The organism is Actinoallomurus sp. CA-150999 (genome assembly GCF_050942425.1).
GTDB lineage: Bacteria > Actinomycetota > Actinomycetes > Streptosporangiales > Streptosporangiaceae > Actinoallomurus.
This window is the reverse complement of sequence record NZ_CP192063.1, coordinates 11,288,689-11,303,340: the sequence shown is the minus strand read 5'-3', so window position 1 is coordinate 11,303,340 and position 14,652 is coordinate 11,288,689. Positions and strand designations below refer to the sequence as shown.

Below are 14,652 nucleotides of genomic sequence, written 5' to 3'. Positions count from 1 at the left end.
TGTTCCCCGCGCCCCGCGAGCGAAAATGAAGTCCCCGGCGCGTCGGCCGGCTGACCTGTGCGATCAGCCGGCGTGAGGCCATCGCCCGCGACTCGCGCTGGGTCAGCCGCGAGCGATGACCCGACGGGCGGCTGCCAACTGCCGGTCCTTATTGGCCTTCAGCGCCTGGAAGTCCTTCGCATGGGCACGAATGGCCGCGCTCTGGATGCGCTGCTCCGCGGCCGCCCAGGTGGCCACGAGACCGGTCTTCACTTTGCACCGCACGTCCGCCTGAGCCGCGCGGATCTCCTGCGGGGAGGGCTTGTCCGTCGACCACCGGTCGTCGGTGATGGCCGCGAGCGGGTCCGCGTAGTGGAAACCCGCGCCCGCCATGCACCCACTCCAGGAATGGAAGACCTGGACCACCTGTCCGTCGTGTTGAGAATCGTCGAAGGTCTTGAAGATGAGCTGATTGAACAGGGAGTCGTCGACCTTCGGGGTCCCCGCCGACAGGCTGTCCTGCGCTTTCTGCGAGCACCCCTTCTCGGCGTACCGGGCCTTCGGCGACAGCCCTTTGTCCTGTGCGTTCGTCCGGTCCTTGTACGCGACCACGGACGGGCCGTCGGGCGGCACGTGATAGCCGAAGAGGTCGGCGATCCGCGGCTCGATGACGCCATAACGGCGGCGGTTCGGCGGCTCGCTGTCGGCCTCGACGGGAAGCGGCGGCACCTCCAAGGTCATGCCCTGGCCGCGCATACAGTCACGTACGAGGAGGGCCTCGGCGGACTCCAGGGTCATCGTATCGGCCGGGGAAAAAGCGTAGACGTCGAACGGCACCGTGAGCCGCCGCGCTTCCACGCCCGGCTCCGGGACCGCGGTGGTGTTCGGCCGCTCCGGTGATGCCGCCGTCTTCGGCGTCGCGCATCCCACGGCCGTCGTGAGAAGAAGCGCCAGAGTCGCGCTCCATCGGCGGACCGACATGCTGAGCTTTCTATGACCGGGGTGGGGTGAGGCGGCCGCGCCGCCTCACCCCACCGGTGTTACGACTTGATGGACGACACCCTGTCGTTCATGTTCACGCCGAACTTGTTGTACTGCAGGTCCTTGTCCTTGCTGTACGGCTTCGCCTCGTAGCCGTATGCGCCGGCGCAGTTCTTCTTGTCGTAGAGCCGCACCTTCCAGCGGGAGCCGTTATCCATCGAGCTTGCCTTGTTGTCGATTTTCTTGGGGAGGCTTTTTATGCAGCCCTTCCCCAGGTGGCCGGTGGACCAGGTCGCTCCATGGAGGCTCATGGCCTTGTAATCGCCCAGGCAGAAGTACCCCTGCATGCACACCCAGTAGTCGCGACCTTTCGCCTGAGCCGCTGTGGCCGGCACGATCAGACCAGCGGTGGTGAGCGACAAGGCGCTGACGGTGAGAGCAAGCGCGCGTTTCATGCGCGTTCCTTTCGTTCGGGGCAGAATCGCGGTGAGGCTGCTCGAGATCATCTGAGTGCACCGCCCACCACCGCCAGAGCCGTCAGCCCCCATTTCGGAACCCCGGGTTAGGCCGCAGGTCCCGGCGACAAAGCAACGGCCTCCGCGTATCAGGATGAGGACTTCCTTGATGGGCTGGGCGCAGATGGCCAGTCCAGTACGGTCAGCTCCGGCCACTGCTGCCGCCAGCGGTCCGACTTGGTCTCGTAGACCTCCCGCGGGGCGAGCACCGGATTGGGGCGCACGACGAGGTTGAACACGTCGGAGAGCCCGTGCGGTGCGTAGACGCGCCACCGGCCCCCCGTTTCCAAGCGCACACCCAGGCAGCAGGTGGTCGCCGCGAAGCAGTCGATGGCCGACTCCGTGGACCTGTGCGGAGGGCATGCGACGCCGAACTTCTGCTCGTACCAAAGATGGACGCGGGCCTCGTTGCGGATCTCGACCTCGACGGGCAGGTCGGCGAAGACCTCCTTGCCTGCTGTGATCACTGCGTCCTCCGCCTCCCACGACAGGTCGCCGTCATCGAAGTAGAAGACGTCGTAGTCCTTGATTCCGCTGGTGGGGGGCCTGTCCGTGACCACGTTCCACACGGTCTGGAACAAGCACCCCGCCGTCACATACCAGCCGGGCAATGCCAGGGACGCCGTCCCGCTCAACACCTCCAGCAGCATCTCGTTTCGGGAGAGGACGGACTTCAAGGCGGCTAGCTGCTCGTCCAGCGGGAGGTGACCGATCATCATCCATGCCTACACGCCTTGTGAAGCCGCCGCCGGATGAAAGCTCAATTGTTGCTCAACTATCAAGGTCCGCGATGGCGAGAACCTAAGATCACCATTTGACCGGGACATATCGGGGGCACTGCAACGACTTCTGGTCGGCAGCCGGTAATGGAGGACCGATCCATGAACACACTTCCTGAGTCCGAGAACCACCTACCGCCCGCTGCACGAGACCATTTCGAACGTCTGGCAGCCGAACTCCGCGCCTGCGGTTTCACCGTGACCGTGACTCCGCCCGCTCTCATGGTCCGCAATCCCGGCGCCGACGCGACGCCCACCACGGTCGGCAACGGCCTGGTCCAGGAGGTCCGCCTGCGCGGGGACGCCGGACGGCTGGTCTGGTGCTGGGTCTGGCCCGGCCTGCGACCCGCCAGACGCGACGACCCGATCCCACCACCGGAGATCGAGCCGATCGGCCCGGCCGAGGACATCGCCGAGACCGCTCGTCTCATCGCCAAGGTCATCCGGATCGACGACCCGACCGTGACGCCGCGATGACCCCGTTCACGCCGTCGTGCCGACGCACTGCGATCCGACCGTACGGATCGACCGGACATCGCCTCGGTCGCTAAGGTCGGCGGCGTGGCAGGTGGTCATGGACAGCGGGTGCTGTACGTCATCGTCTGCGCCGCTCCGGCCGCCGCCGACGTCGAGACGCTGGTTCGGCTCGCCCAAGAAGCGGGTTGGCGGGTGTGCGTGATCACCTCGCCGATGGGACGGCGGTTCGTCGACGTCGACCGGCTCACCGCGCTGACCGGCGAGCCGGTGCGGAGTGAGTTCCGGATGCCGGGTGAGCCGAACGAAGTACCCACCGCCGACGCGGTGATCGTGGCCCCAGCGACGTTCAACACCATCAACAAGTGGGCGAGCGGAATCGCCGACACCTTCGCCGTCGGGTTGCTGTGCGAGCTGATGGGATTCGATGTCCCGATCGTCGCTGCTCCGCTGCTGAAAGACGCCCTTGCCCGGCATGTCGCCTTCAAGGCGAATCTGGATGCGCTGCGCTCGATGGGAGTGCGTGTGCTGTTCGATCCGGACGCGCCGCCGCATGCCCGCATGCCAGCCTGGGAACAGATCCTCGCAGAGCTTCACGCCCTGCTGGACAGCTGACCCCCAGGCGAAAGGCATAGCGTTGGACGCTCGTGCTGAGATCGGCTGCCGCGTCGCACACGCGAGAAGACGGCGTGGCTTAAGCCAGGCCGTCCTGGCCGAGCTGGTCGGCCGCTCGGAGAGCTGGCTGAGTCAGGTGGAGCGCGGCCTTCGTGCGATCGACAGCCATTCGGTACTCATCCGGCTCGCCGAGGTGCTCGGTGTGGAGATCGGCCAGCTAACAGCGCAAGAGGTGGGTGCGGAGACGGTGAAGTACGAGCCGGTGGCGGGCATCCGCGAGGCCATGGCGCGATATGGCGCCCTGCCCGGCGTCATCAATGCCCGTGCGAATAGAGATCGTCCCCCGAATCTGCGCTGGTCGGACCATGAGATGCGCCGGGTGAACAACCTCTATCAAGCGGCCCGCTACGACGAAGTCGGGCGGCTGCTACCCGGACTCATCGATGTCGTCGAACAGGCACGATTCTCCTGCGCTCGCGCCGAACGCCGGACGGCCGACACCCTACGGGCCCTCATTTACCACTCGGTGACGATGACGCTCAGCCGCGTAGGAGACGCCGAACTCGCCTGGATGGCGGCTGATCGATCGATTGCCGCCGCCGAAGCCGCCGAGCGTCCGCTCCTCGGCGCGGTCAGCGCCTACCGGCTCGGCTACGTCCTGATCCGCCTCAAACAGGCGGCCAACGCCGAAGACCTTCTGATGCGCACCGCCGACGCGCTTGCTGCTACGACGCGCCGTGGCAGACCACCGGCATTGTCCGTGCGCGGCGGTCTCTATCTCGCCGCGACCACCGCTGCGGCCGCGCGCTTCGACCGGGCCGGTGCCGATCGGCACTTGGCGATGGCGCGAGAGGTGGCAGGGCAGGTCGGGGCGGATCGCAACGACTTCTGGTCGGCGTTCGGGCCGACCAATGTGGTCATTCACGAAGTGTCGATCGCAGTGGCCTTCGGCGACGCCAAGCTCGCGATGCGACGAGGCGAAGCGCTCGACGCCGATCGGCTTGGGGCTGGCCTTCACGGACGTCGAACGCAGGTTCTTCTCGATCTGGCGCGGGCGTACGCGCAGCAACGTAAGGACGCTGCGGCGGTCAATACGTTGCTACGGGCAGAGCGGGTGTCCCCGGAGCTCGTGCGCTACGACCAGCGTACGAATGAACTCCTCACCGAACTGGTGCGACGCGAGCATCGTGCCAGCACCCCTGATCTGCGCGGTCTCGCGCGCCGGGCCGGGGTCATCTGACCCGCACTCTGGTGCGGCCTTTTTGCCTTCACGACGTTGCGGGTCGCCCGCTGTTCTCCGTCCTAACGTCGCTGACGCTTCAGAGTGAAGTCGGTACAGCGCGTAACGGAGGACCGATCCATGAACGCACACCTACCGCCCGCCGCGCGAGATCATCTCGAACGCCTGGCAGCCGCACTCCGAGTCTGCGGTTTCGCGGTGACCGTGACTCCGCCCGCTCTCATCGTCCGCAATCCCGACGCCGACACGACGCACGCCACGGTCGGCAACGGCCTGGCTCAGGAGGTCCGCCTGCACGAGGACGCCGGACGGTGGGTCTGGTGCTGGGTCTGGCCCGGCCTGCGACCCGCCAGGCGAGGCGACTCGATGCCACCGCCGGAGATCGAGCCGATCGGCCCCGCCGAGGACATCGCCGAGACCGCGCGTCTCATCGCCAAGGTCATCCGGATCGACGAGCCGACGGGGACGCCGCGATGACCGTGACGTACGACTCACCCCATGCCGCGGCCGCGACGCGCGATATCGTCCCCGACGCTTCACCGGTCGCCGTCGCCCAGGCCGTACAGAACCACTGCCCCGGGTGGCTGGTCTTCTGGTCACCGTGGCGGCGAACGTTCACTGCGATCGCCTGCTTCACCCGCGACCCCGTACTCATCGACGCGCGTACGCCGAACGATCTGCTGGACGACATGCGCGAGATCGAGGCGACCGCCGGACCCGGAAGGCAATGGGCATGAGCACTGTTCCAGCAGGCGAGCCACCGCCGGGCTGGGTCCGTGTCGCCGATGACGTACGGGGCGTTCCGCTGTGGAAGCGTCGGGACGAGCCCTGCTACGTCGCCACCCGCGACACGGACCAACTGCTGTTCATCGACGCCGCGCTCGCCCGGTTCGACCGGATGAGCGGGGAGGAGTTCCACGAATTCGTCTCCTCCCGGTAAGTAGATCGTTACCGCGTCGAGCCCGTGGCGGCGGTGCGCAGGTGACCGAGCCAGGCGACCAGCGACGCGTCGAGGGCGGCCTGCATCGCGTCTACGTTCGCGCGTATCGGCTCGCCGTCCCAGGACTCCTCGGTGTGCACGAGGACGCCGTCGGGTCGCTCGGTGAAGGTCCAGACGTGTACGCCCGTGATGCCGCCGGACGGGCCGCCCCAGACGATGCGGTGCGGGGCGTCGACCTCTTGGACGGTCGAGTGGATGTCGAGGCCGTGGGTCCGCCAGTCGAACGTCAGCCCGGCCTCGAGAGGGCCGTCGACGGTGACCGACTCGATGTCGGGGTTCCAGGTCGGCCAGTCGCCGATGCCGGTCTGCAGTTCCCAGACCGTCCGCAGCGGGGCGTCGACGAGGGTCTCGTGTCGGGAGATGACGGGTGCGGTGGTGTCGATTCCAGCCATGGGATGGGCCTTTCCGTGGTGAAGGAGGGACGGGCCGCCAGGGCGGCCCGTGCGGCGGGTCAGGAGAGGTCGGCGTCCGGGATCCAGGAGCCGTGGATGCCGCCGGGCACGCGGCGGGGCAGTTCGACGACCGCGATGGGGTCGCGGCTCAGGTCGGTCGCGTCGATGACGAGGAGTTCGGAGGTGTCGCGGACGATGTCGCTGGTGATGGTCAGCAGGTAGCCGTGGTCCTCGGCGGTGCCGCCCTCGGCCGGGACGAACACCGCCTCGCCGGGGAGCACGCCGGGGCCGACGGGCATCAGTTGCCGCCCACCGGTCGCGGAGTCGTACTTGACCAGCGCGTACTCGTCCAGGCCCGCGCCGGGGAAGGCGACCGCGTAGCCGTACCGGTTGGCGCGGCCGAGCCGCTCGTCGTTGATGGTCGGGAACTCGGTGGTCAGGTCGTCGACGGCCTCCTCCGTCGCCTTTCCGGTGGCCGGGTCGAGCGTCCAGCGCGTCCCGATCGCGCCGGTGAGCGGTGTGGAGGGGTGGCCGGGCGCGCCGATCCACCACTTCCAGCTGGTCTCCCAGGCCGCGCGGTCGTAGCGGGGGCCCTCGACCGTGATGCGTCCGTGGGCGTCCTCGGAGGCGTTGGTGACGTGCAGCAGTGCGCCGGGCTCGACGTCGTACCAGGTCGTACGGGCGGGACCGGTGCGGGGCATGACGCCGATCCGCGGGGCGTAGGCGTCGCTCCAGCGGTACGGGATGCCGGAGTGCTCGGCGGGATTGAACACGACGGACAGGTCGAGCCAGACGACGTGGTTCTCGGTGATGGCGAAGTCGTGCATCAGGGACGGGCCGGCACCCTCGACGATCTCGGAGCGGATCAGCTCGCCGTCGGCGGACGCGACGTAGTAGATGAGGTGCGGCGGGAACGGCGAGTAGGCGAAGAAGTGCAGTTCGCCGGTTACCGGGTCCTCCTTCGGGTGGGCGGTCATCGCCGTGGTGAGCTTCCCGCCGAAGTCGTACGCCCCGACGGTGTCGAGTTCGGGGGTGACCTCGAACGGCAGGTTGGCCTCCTGGAGGGCCAGGAGTCGGCCGGCGTGCTCGATGATGTGGGTGCCGGCCACGCTGGCGGTGAGGTCGATCGAGCCGTCCTCCCGCATGAGCGGGGCGTCGTGCTCGAACGCCGGGGTGTGCACCCAGCGGTTGCGGTACCACTCGGCCCGGCCGTCGCGCAGCCGCAGGCCGTGGATCATCCCGCTGCCGCGGAACCAATGGGTCGGGGTCACGCCGGGCCTGGGGTTGTGGCCGTTGCGGAAGTAGCGGCCGGAGAGCTCCGGCGGCAGGGTGCCGCGGACGCGCAGCGCGGTCGCGGTGTGCTCGTCGGCGACGGGGGCGTAGTGGCCGTTGATGTACGGCTTCGGGGTGGACATGACGGCTTTCCTTTCGTGAGGTGCGGTCAGCGCTGTGCCGACGCGTTGTGGAGGGTGGTCTGAGCGAGGAGGGCGGCCAGCGCCGCGATCAGCGCCGCCCCGAGGAAGGCCGCGCGGTGTCCGGCGGCGAGGGCGTGCGGCGCTGAGGCGACCTGGTCCGTACGGGTGGTGGCGACGGCGGTGAGGATCGCCAGGCCGAGGGCGCCGCCGATCTGCCGGGTGGTGTTGACCAGGCCCCCGGCGAGTCCGGCGTCCCGGCCGGTGACCCCGTCGGTCGAGGCGGCGGTCAGCTCGACGAAGGCGGTTCCGAGCCCGGCGCCGATCAGTACGGACGGGCCGAGGATCCCGGTCACGAAGCCCGCCCCGGCCCCTGCCAGGGCGAGCCAGGCCAGCCCGGCGGTCAGGAGGATGAGGCCGGTGACCAGGGTCGCCCTGCGGCCGTACCGCCGGGCCGGCCGCGGGGCCAGCGCGGAGGCGAGCGTGATGGCGGCGGCCATGGGCAGCTGGGTGAGCCCGGCCAGGAGGGGGCTGTAGCCGAGGACCTGCTGCTGGTAGAGGGGGAGGTAGTAGAACAGCCCGACCCACACGGCGCCCAGCAGGACCATCACGAGGTTCGCGCGGCCGACCGCGCGCAGGATCCGCGGCGGGATCAGCGGGTCGGGGGACCGGCGTTCGATCCACCAGAAGGCCCCGAGGAGTACCACTCCGGCGGTCAGCGCGCCGACGATGACGGGACTGGTCCAGCCCGTTCGCCCGCCCGTCGCCAGCCCGTACGTCAGGGCGACGAGGGCGGCGGTGACGGTCGCCGTCCCCGGCAGGTCGATCCGGGTCCGGGTGGAGGGCGCGGCGTCCGGCGGGACCAGTCGTGGTACGGCGGCGAGCACGGCGAGTGCCACGGGCAGGGTGGCGATGAAGACGGCCGGCCACCCGGAGACCTGGGTGAGCACGCCGCTGAGCAGGACGCCGGCGGCGCCGCCGGCCCCGGAAACCGCGCCCCAGACCCCGAGGGCGGTTCCCCGGGCCGGGCCCTGGTACATCACCAGCAGGAGGGACAGCGCGGCCGGGGCCAGGAGCGCCGCGCCGACACCCTGCGCGGCCCGGGCCGCGATCAGCGTGGCGGCCGAGGGGACGAGCCCGGCGGCCAGGGTGGCCAGGGCGAAGACGCTGAGGCCGGTGAGCAGGACCCGGCGCCGGCCGAACAGGTCGGCCGCGCGCCCGCCGGGCAGCAGCAGCGCGCCGAACGCCAGCAGGTACGCGTTGACCACCCAGGACAGGGCGGCGGGCGACATGCCGAGGCCGGAGCGGATCGCGGGCAGCGCGACGTTGACGATCGAGGTGCTCAGCACGACGAGGAACTGCGCCGTGGCCAGGACGGCGAGGGGACCGACGCCGACCCGGGTGGCGGGGCCCGTCGTCGCCGGGCTGCTGGTGTCCATGCTGATTCCTTTCTATGAGTGGTCAATCACTCACTCTTTAGGTCGAAAAGAAGGCCGCTCGGCGCGAGCGGCCGCGGGCCGTACGTCATTCCGCCGGGTAGTGGCGCAGCCCCAGCGCGAGCGTGCGCGCCCAGGGTGCGTCGATGTCCTCCGCCTCCATCGCCACCACCGCGTTGCACAGGAACCCGCGCGCGAAGAACTCCTGAATCTGCTCTTCCGCCGCGCCGGAGGCGGCCCGGACGTACTCCACCTGCCGGGCGTAGAGCGCCTGGACCGCGTCGCGGATGGCCGGCTCGCTCGCGGCGCAGTTGGCCTGCATCACCACCATGAGCAGGCCCCGGTCGGCGATCAGTCGGGCGTACGCCTCCGCCATCGAGGCCAGCACCGCCTGCGGGTCGCCGCTCCCCGTCCGCGCCGCGCCGTCGGCCAGGCACTCGCGGATCCGCTGCGCGCAGTGGTCGACGACCGCGACGAACAACGCCTCCTTGTCCGGGAACAGGCGGTAGACGTAGGCCTGGGAGATCCCGGCGTGCTTGGCGACCTCGGTGGTCGTCGTCCCGTAGTAGCCGCGCGCCGCGAAGGCGTCGATCGCGGTCCGCATGACCGTCGCGCGACGTTCCTCGGCGGTCGACAGGATCCGGCGGCTGCTCTTGGTCGTCATATGAGTAATAAACCACTCACATCTTCTCTCGTCAAGCCGCCGGGAACGCCGATCTTGACAACCGCCGCCAATCCCCTTTAATTCATTAACTATGGATGTAGATAAAGATGGCTCGCCGTCGCCGATCGAGTTCCGGCTCGATCCCGGCTCAGGCGTGCCGACCTATCTCCAGCTGGTGCAGCAGGTGGAGCAGGCGCTGCGGCTGGGGTACCTGCGGCAGGGGGACCAGCTGCCGAGGGTCAAGGACGTCGTCGCGGGGTTGGCCATCAACCCGAACACGGTGTTGAAGGCCTACCGGGAGCTGGAGCACCGTGGCCTGGTGGCCGGACGGCGGGGACTCGGCACGTTCGTCGAGGGCACCTTGGACCGGGTGGGCCTGCGCGAACAGGCGGCGCTACAGAAGAGCATGCTGGCCTGGATGCGCACGGCGGGCGAGGCCGGCCTGGACGAGGCGGGTATGAGCGCCCTGTTCACGGCCGCATTGCACGAGCTGCGGCAGAGCCGGGAAGGCCGGCCCGACGAGGAAGGCGGCAGCGGACGCGCCGGGGTGGTCGCGTGAGCGCCGCGATCGAGGCGTCCGGGCTCGGCAAGCGCTACGGGCGCACGTGGGCGTTGCGGGACTGTTCGCTGACGATCCCGGCGGGGCACGTGGTCGGGCTGGTCGGCCCGAACGGCGCGGGCAAGACGACGCTGCTGAGCCTGGCCGTCGGACTGGCCACGCCGACGGCGGGGCAGGTGCGGGTGGCGGGTGGCCGGACGGCGGGATCGGCCGCCGCGCTGGACGCGGTCGCCTTCGTCGCCCAAGAGGCGGCGCTCTACCGCAACCTGTCGGTCAGCGACATGCTGCGGGTGGGGCGCAGCCTGAACCGGCGATGGGATACCGGGCGCGCCCAGAGCCGCCTGGCCGAGCTGGGCATTCCGCTGACGAAGAAGGTCGGGGCGTTGTCGGGCGGCCAGCGGTCGCAGGTGGCGCTCACCCTCGCTCTCGCCAAATGCCCGGAGCTGCTGATCCTGGACGAGCCGTTGGCCGCCCTGGATCCGGTGGCGCGGCATGACTTCATGTCGGCGGTGCTGGCGGCCGTGTCGGAGGACGGCGTCTCGGTGGTGTTCTCCTCCCACGTCGTCGCGGAGCTGGAGCGGGTCTGCGACTACGTGGTCGTCGTGCACGGCGGGCGGATCCAGGTGTCCGGTGAGGTCGAGGAGCTGGTGGCCGGGCATCACGTCCTGACCGGCCCGACCGAGCATGCCGACGCCGTCAGCGGGCGCTTCCCGGTCGTACGGGACCGGCGCGCCTTCGCACAGGCTCACCTGCTGGTCCGCGCCCCGGATCCGGCCGCCGCGCCGCCGGGCTGGCAGCACCACTCGATCGGCCTGGAGGAACTGTTGCTGGCCTACATGCGCGAGCCGTCGGCCTCGGTGCTCCCCGGCCCGAAACCCGCACCCGACAAACAGATCGCCTGCTGATGACGACGACATCCCCGTCCCGCGCACTGCCCCGGTTCGGCCTCGCGTGGGTGACCTGGCGCCAGCACCGGTTCGCCTGCTACATCCTGCTGGGGATGCTGGCCGGCTTCGCCGTGCTGATGGTGGCCGGCGGCCTGCAGGCCCGCTCCGCCTACGACCAACTCGGGCTGGGCCGGTGCGCCTCCTTCGCCGGCGACCGCTGCGAACACCTCCGCATGGAGCTGTTCAACTGGTACCCGCAGCAACTTCCATTCTTGTTCCTCCTGCTGCTTCCCGCGGCCTTCGGCGCGATCACCGGGGGGCCGCTGATCGCGCGGGAGCTGGAGACGGGCACCTACCGGTTCGCCTGGACCCAGGGGGCCGGGCGTACCCGCTGGCTGTTGACCAAGCTGTTCCTGATCGCCGTCATGCTGGTCGCGGTGGCGGAGGCCTACGGCGCCCTGTACACCTGGTACACCGCCCCCTTGGACCACGTCATGCACTTCGGGTTCGGCGATTACCTCCGCTTCGAGCTCGAGGGAATCGTCTTCCCGGTCCAGACGCTGCTGGCGTTCACGGCCGGGGTGTTCGCCGGCCTGCTGACCCGCCGCACCCTGGTCGCGGTCGGCGCGGTCTTCCTCGGAGTGTCCGGCCTTGTCCTGGCGCTCGTTTTCAAGCTTCGTCGGTACTACATGACACCACTCGTCACGGCCGGCCGAACCGGCCCCCGTGACTGGGTGGTCGGCAGGGCGTACGTGGATCCGAACGGGCACCTGCTCGACACCGGCAACAGCCACATCCTGTTCACGAAGTATCTGGCGCAGCTTCCCTCGTCGAGCGACGGAATCTCTTCGGTCTCGTACCGGGACTGGCTGCTGGCCCGGCACTACACCATCGTGACGAGCTACCACCCGGCCGGCCGGTTCTGGACGTTCCAGTTCATCGAGGCCGGCTGGATGGGCCTGCTCATCCTGCTGCTCGGCATCGCCACCGTCTTGCTCATCCGCCGCCGGATCGGCTGACCCGACCCCTGTATCCCGCACGTCCCGTGGCGCCGGTGTCCTCCGGTGCCACCGACGACGCATGCCCTCCTACGAAGAGGAACCCGATGAAACGAGAGATCACCCATGCGTCCCGGCCGCTCGGCCGTACACGTGTGCCACGGCTGGTCGCCGCCCTGCTGGGTCTCACCTTGGCGACCGCGGCGTGCGGCGCGTCGCCGGCCCGGCAGGTCGCGGCCGCACGCGCCGCTCGTGCCACGGCCGCACACGCGTCCGAGGCCCCTGTACTGCCCCGCCCGACCGGCCCGCATGCCGTCGGCCGCACCACGCTGCACCTCGTCGATGAGCACCGCCCGGACCCCTGGGTGCCGTCGGCGGGCCCGCGGCAGCTGATGGTGTCGATGTACTACCCCGCCCGAATCGGCGCCGGCGGCCCCGCCCCGTACATGACCACCGAGGAGGCCCGGCTGTTCCTGCAGGAGAAGGCTCCGGGCGTCGGCGTCCCGCCCGAGCTGCTCAGTGCCACCCGCACCTACGCGCGCACCGGCGCACGCCCGGCACCCGGCCGCTTCCCGCTGGTGCTGCTCTCACCCGGCCTGGGGTTCCCGCGCGCCACCCTGACCGGCCTCGCCGAGGACCTTGCCAGCCGCGGGTACGTCGTCGCGCTGGTCGACCACACCTACGAGAACTCCGGCACGACCTTCCCCGACGGACGAACTCTGGCCTGCGTCATCTGCGACAAGCCCCCGGCGGGCGGGCCCGCGGCCATCGCCCAGAGCCGGGCGAAGGACGTCTCCTTCGTGGTCGACCGGCTGACCGCCCACCACCCGGCGTGGCCCTACGCCCGCCTGATCGACCCCAGGCGCATCGGCATGGCCGGGCACTCCATCGGCGGCAACGCTGCCGCCACGACCATGGCCGCCGACCACCGGGTCCGTGCGGGGGTGAACATGGACGGCACCTTCTACGCGCCGATCCCCGCCACCGGGCTGGGCCACCGCCCCTTCCTGATGTTCGGCGCCGAGCACGAGGCCCCGGGCATCGACCCCACCTGGCAGCAGTCCTGGACCAGCCTGAACGGCTGGAAACGCTGGCTGACCGTCGCCGGCTCAGACCATGGCACTTTCACCGACCTGCCCATCCTGTCCGCATGGGTGGGCAGGCCCGGCACCGGGATCTCCCCACAGCGCGCGGAAGAGGTCACCCGCACCTACGTCGGCGCCTTCTTCGACCTGCACCTCAAAGGCATCCCACAGCCCCTGCTCGACGGGCCCTCACCCGCCGACCCGGAGGTCACCTTCCAGAGCCCCTGATCCCACCGACGTGCGGAACGGCCGCCTCGGCTCACCGGGGCGGCCGGTCCGTTGAGGAGGCCGCGCGCCGTCAGCGTACGGGGGCGATCGGGCCGTTGGGGGACTCGCGCCGGGCGGCGACGACCGACTCGGCGACCGCGCGGACCTCGTCCTCGGCCAGCTTCCGGTACCCGTCGTCGGTGACGACGGCGACGCTGGGGTAGATCCGGCGACTCAGATCGGGACCGCCGGTCGCCGAGTCGTCGTCCGCCGCGTCGTACAGCGCCTGAACCGCCGCGACGACGGCGTCGTCCTGCGACATCCCACGCCGGTACAGCTTCTTCAGCGCACCCCGCGCGTACGGCGAACCCGAGCCGTCGACGTGGAAGTCCGTCATCTCGTACGGCCCGCCGGTGACGTCGAACGAGTAGATCCGCCCGACCTCCCCGTCGAGGTCGTAGCCGGCGAAGAGGGGTACGACCACCAGGCCCTGCATCGCGGCCTCGAGGTTGCTCTGGACGAGGGAGGCCAGCCGCCGCGCCTTGCCGTCGAGCGAGAGCCGGCGGCCCTCGATCTTCTCGTAGTGCTCCAGCTCGAACTGGAAGAGCCGGACCATCTCCATCGCCGTGCCGACGGTCCCGGCGAACGCCACCGCGGAGTACTCGTCGGCGAAGTTCACCTTTTCCAGGTCGTGCTGCGCGATGACGTTGCCCATCGTGGCGCGGCGGTCGCCGGCCATGAGCACGCCGCCCTCGAAGGTCAGCGCCAGCACCGTCGTCCCGTGCGGGATGCCGAGCCCGGCGGCCGATTCCCGGAGCCGCCGTGGGGGCAGCGCGTCGGGCGCGACCGCGGCCAGCAGTTCGCTGAACGACGCGTTGGTGCTGCTCATGAACTCCGGGGGAAGACCACCCGAGATATCGACCATGTGCGCCCGCTTCCGATCAAGAGACAAGTGCGAGGCTTATCGTACGATCTCCGGCCTCCAGCGCACCCTCTGCCGGGCCCGGTGTTCGGGCGCCAGGCCACGGCTGGAGTAGCTGAAGTATGATCGGTATCGAAGTATCGGGCAACGCAGGGTGGGAGGCGTCGCGGTGCGTACCGAGCCACAGGACCGTTCGCCGGAGCATCCCGCGCCGGAGGCGTTCACGCTCCAGCAGATCCTCGACGCGGTGGTGGACCCGGTCCGCCGGAACATCGTGTGCCAGCTGTCCGCCGCGCCGAGCCCGAAGAGCTGTGGCTCGTTCGACCTGCCCGTGGGCAGATCCACCCTGACCCACCACTTCCGGGTCCTGCGTGAGGCGGGCCTGATCCGGCAGTACTACGTCGGAACGTCCCGGATGAACGAACTGCGGCGCGCGGACGTGGAGGATGCCTTCCCCGGCCTGCTCGACGCGCTCGTGACCGCGGCCGCCCGGCGGTAGCCGCACGC

19 protein-coding genes are annotated in these 14,652 nt (G+C 69.9%); 11 read left to right on the top strand and 8 right to left on the bottom strand.

Features of this window, described 5'->3' with window-relative positions; all coding sequences use genetic code 11:
- Nucleotides 1–102 precede the first annotated feature (102 nt).
- The 3 genes from ACQP2O_RS52290 to ACQP2O_RS52280 form a co-directional block, all read right to left on the bottom strand.
- Nucleotides 103–837 carry a hypothetical protein gene (locus ACQP2O_RS52290; RefSeq protein WP_433177778.1) on the bottom strand — a complete coding sequence of 245 codons (735 nt, stop codon included), beginning with the start codon at nt 835–837 and terminating at the stop codon, nt 103–105.
- A 182-nt stretch (nt 838–1,019) separates the two neighbouring features.
- Nucleotides 1,020–1,415 carry a peptidase inhibitor family I36 protein gene (locus ACQP2O_RS52285; RefSeq protein WP_360900783.1) on the bottom strand — a complete coding sequence of 132 codons (396 nt, stop codon included), beginning with the start codon at nt 1,413–1,415 and terminating at the stop codon, nt 1,020–1,022.
- A 149-nt stretch (nt 1,416–1,564) separates the two neighbouring features.
- The gene (locus tag ACQP2O_RS52280) at nt 1,565–2,191 is read right to left on the bottom strand and encodes a nucleotidyltransferase family protein (protein WP_433177776.1); all 627 of its coding nucleotides are present in this window, start codon (nt 2,189–2,191) and stop codon (nt 1,565–1,567) included.
- A 165-nt stretch (nt 2,192–2,356) separates the two neighbouring features.
- Between ACQP2O_RS52280 and ACQP2O_RS52275 the strand changes: the two genes are divergently transcribed.
- The 6 genes from ACQP2O_RS52275 to ACQP2O_RS52250 all read left to right on the top strand — a co-directional run bounded on the left by ACQP2O_RS52275 (nt 2,357) and on the right by ACQP2O_RS52250 (nt 5,523).
- Nucleotides 2,357–2,731 (top strand): hypothetical protein, encoded by a 375-nt coding sequence (locus ACQP2O_RS52275; protein ID WP_433177775.1) that lies wholly within the window; start codon nt 2,357–2,359, stop codon nt 2,729–2,731.
- Between the two features lie 108 nt (nt 2,732–2,839).
- On the top strand, nt 2,840–3,343 hold the full coding sequence (locus tag ACQP2O_RS52270; protein ID WP_433177773.1) for a flavoprotein: 504 nt from the start codon (nt 2,840–2,842) through the stop codon (nt 3,341–3,343).
- Between the two features lie 22 nt (nt 3,344–3,365).
- A complete protein-coding gene (locus ACQP2O_RS52265) occupies nt 3,366–4,583 on the top strand; it encodes a helix-turn-helix domain-containing protein (RefSeq protein WP_433177771.1) in 1,218 nt (405 codons plus the stop codon).
- A 120-nt stretch (nt 4,584–4,703) separates the two neighbouring features.
- Complete coding sequence (locus ACQP2O_RS52260) at nt 4,704–5,060, top strand: hypothetical protein (RefSeq protein WP_433177769.1); 357 nt, start codon at nt 4,704–4,706, stop codon at nt 5,058–5,060.
- Nucleotides 5,057–5,320: a hypothetical protein gene (locus ACQP2O_RS52255; RefSeq protein WP_433177767.1), complete on the top strand. Its 264-nt coding sequence runs from the start codon at nt 5,057–5,059 to the stop codon at nt 5,318–5,320. The genes ACQP2O_RS52260 and ACQP2O_RS52255 overlap by 4 nt, the downstream gene beginning before the upstream one ends.
- Entirely contained in the window at nt 5,317–5,523 is a 207-nt protein-coding gene (locus ACQP2O_RS52250) for a hypothetical protein (protein ID WP_433177765.1), read from the top strand. Before ACQP2O_RS52255 ends, ACQP2O_RS52250 begins: the two co-directional genes overlap by 4 nt.
- An 8-nt stretch (nt 5,524–5,531) precedes the next feature.
- Here ACQP2O_RS52250 and ACQP2O_RS52245 read toward each other — a convergent pair whose 3' ends face one another.
- From ACQP2O_RS52245 to ACQP2O_RS52230, 4 genes are all read right to left on the bottom strand, one after another.
- Nucleotides 5,532–5,975, bottom strand: a complete 444-nt coding sequence (locus tag ACQP2O_RS52245; RefSeq protein WP_433177763.1) for an SRPBCC family protein — start codon at nt 5,973–5,975, stop codon at nt 5,532–5,534.
- Nucleotides 5,976–6,034: 59 nt separating this feature from the next.
- Complete coding sequence (locus tag ACQP2O_RS52240) at nt 6,035–7,390, bottom strand: carotenoid oxygenase family protein (RefSeq protein WP_433177761.1); 1,356 nt, start codon at nt 7,388–7,390, stop codon at nt 6,035–6,037.
- Between the two features lie 26 nt (nt 7,391–7,416).
- The gene (locus ACQP2O_RS52235) at nt 7,417–8,826 is read right to left on the bottom strand and encodes an MFS transporter (RefSeq protein WP_433177759.1); all 1,410 of its coding nucleotides are present in this window, start codon (nt 8,824–8,826) and stop codon (nt 7,417–7,419) included.
- 85 nt (nt 8,827–8,911) lie between these two features.
- Complete coding sequence (locus ACQP2O_RS52230; protein WP_433177757.1) at nt 8,912–9,487, bottom strand: TetR/AcrR family transcriptional regulator; 576 nt, start codon at nt 9,485–9,487, stop codon at nt 8,912–8,914.
- Nucleotides 9,488–9,578: 91 nt separating this feature from the next.
- Between ACQP2O_RS52230 and ACQP2O_RS52225 the strand changes: the two genes are divergently transcribed.
- The 4 genes from ACQP2O_RS52225 to ACQP2O_RS52210 all read left to right on the top strand — a co-directional run bounded on the left by ACQP2O_RS52225 (nt 9,579) and on the right by ACQP2O_RS52210 (nt 13,244).
- Nucleotides 9,579–10,046: a GntR family transcriptional regulator gene (locus ACQP2O_RS52225; RefSeq protein ID WP_433177755.1), complete on the top strand. Its 468-nt coding sequence runs from the start codon at nt 9,579–9,581 to the stop codon at nt 10,044–10,046.
- Nucleotides 10,043–10,951, top strand: a complete 909-nt coding sequence (locus ACQP2O_RS52220) for an ABC transporter ATP-binding protein (RefSeq protein WP_433177753.1) — start codon at nt 10,043–10,045, stop codon at nt 10,949–10,951. Before ACQP2O_RS52225 ends, ACQP2O_RS52220 begins: the two co-directional genes overlap by 4 nt.
- Nucleotides 10,951–11,952 carry a hypothetical protein gene (locus tag ACQP2O_RS52215; RefSeq protein WP_433177751.1) on the top strand — a complete coding sequence of 334 codons (1,002 nt, stop codon included), beginning with the start codon at nt 10,951–10,953 and terminating at the stop codon, nt 11,950–11,952. The genes ACQP2O_RS52220 and ACQP2O_RS52215 overlap by 1 nt, the downstream gene beginning before the upstream one ends.
- 86 nt (nt 11,953–12,038) lie before the next feature.
- Nucleotides 12,039–13,244 carry an alpha/beta hydrolase family protein gene (locus tag ACQP2O_RS52210; protein WP_433177749.1) on the top strand — a complete coding sequence of 402 codons (1,206 nt, stop codon included), beginning with the start codon at nt 12,039–12,041 and terminating at the stop codon, nt 13,242–13,244.
- Between the two features lie 70 nt (nt 13,245–13,314).
- On the opposite strand, the gene prcB is transcribed toward ACQP2O_RS52210, so the two are convergent.
- Complete coding sequence (prcB, locus tag ACQP2O_RS52205) at nt 13,315–14,112, bottom strand: proteasome subunit beta (protein ID WP_433177747.1); 798 nt, start codon at nt 14,110–14,112, stop codon at nt 13,315–13,317.
- Nucleotides 14,113–14,314: 202 nt separating this feature from the next.
- On the opposite strand from prcB, the gene ACQP2O_RS52200 reads away from it, so the two are divergent.
- Nucleotides 14,315–14,644: an ArsR/SmtB family transcription factor gene (locus ACQP2O_RS52200; RefSeq protein WP_433177745.1), complete on the top strand. Its 330-nt coding sequence runs from the start codon at nt 14,315–14,317 to the stop codon at nt 14,642–14,644.
- Nucleotides 14,645–14,652 lie beyond the last annotated feature (8 nt).

Bases quoted from the DNA above. Each gene is read 5' to 3' on its own strand.
- ACQP2O_RS52250 (WP_433177765.1), top strand. From the start codon at position 5,317: ATGAGCACTGTTCCAGCAGGCGAGCCACCGCCGGGCTGGGTCCGTGTC.
- ACQP2O_RS52225 (WP_433177755.1), top strand. From the start codon at position 9,579: ATGGATGTAGATAAAGATGGCTCGCCGTCGCCGATCGAGTTCCGGCTC.
- ACQP2O_RS52230 (WP_433177757.1), bottom strand. From the start codon at position 9,487: ATGACGACCAAGAGCAGCCGCCGGATCCTGTCGACCGCCGAGGAACGT.
- ACQP2O_RS52235 (WP_433177759.1), bottom strand. From the start codon at position 8,826: ATGGACACCAGCAGCCCGGCGACGACGGGCCCCGCCACCCGGGTCGGC.
- ACQP2O_RS52275 (WP_433177775.1), top strand. From the start codon at position 2,357: ATGAACACACTTCCTGAGTCCGAGAACCACCTACCGCCCGCTGCACGA.
- ACQP2O_RS52280 (WP_433177776.1), bottom strand. From the start codon at position 2,191: ATGATCGGTCACCTCCCGCTGGACGAGCAGCTAGCCGCCTTGAAGTCC.
- prcB (WP_433177747.1), bottom strand. From the start codon at position 14,112: ATGAGCAGCACCAACGCGTCGTTCAGCGAACTGCTGGCCGCGGTCGCG.
- ACQP2O_RS52255 (WP_433177767.1), top strand. From the start codon at position 5,057: ATGACCGTGACGTACGACTCACCCCATGCCGCGGCCGCGACGCGCGAT.
- ACQP2O_RS52240 (WP_433177761.1), bottom strand. From the start codon at position 7,390: ATGTCCACCCCGAAGCCGTACATCAACGGCCACTACGCCCCCGTCGCC.
- ACQP2O_RS52210 (WP_433177749.1), top strand. From the start codon at position 12,039: ATGAAACGAGAGATCACCCATGCGTCCCGGCCGCTCGGCCGTACACGT.
- ACQP2O_RS52215 (WP_433177751.1), top strand. From the start codon at position 10,951: ATGACGACGACATCCCCGTCCCGCGCACTGCCCCGGTTCGGCCTCGCG.
- ACQP2O_RS52260 (WP_433177769.1), top strand. From the start codon at position 4,704: ATGAACGCACACCTACCGCCCGCCGCGCGAGATCATCTCGAACGCCTG.
- ACQP2O_RS52285 (WP_360900783.1), bottom strand. From the start codon at position 1,415: ATGAAACGCGCGCTTGCTCTCACCGTCAGCGCCTTGTCGCTCACCACC.
- ACQP2O_RS52245 (WP_433177763.1), bottom strand. From the start codon at position 5,975: ATGGCTGGAATCGACACCACCGCACCCGTCATCTCCCGACACGAGACC.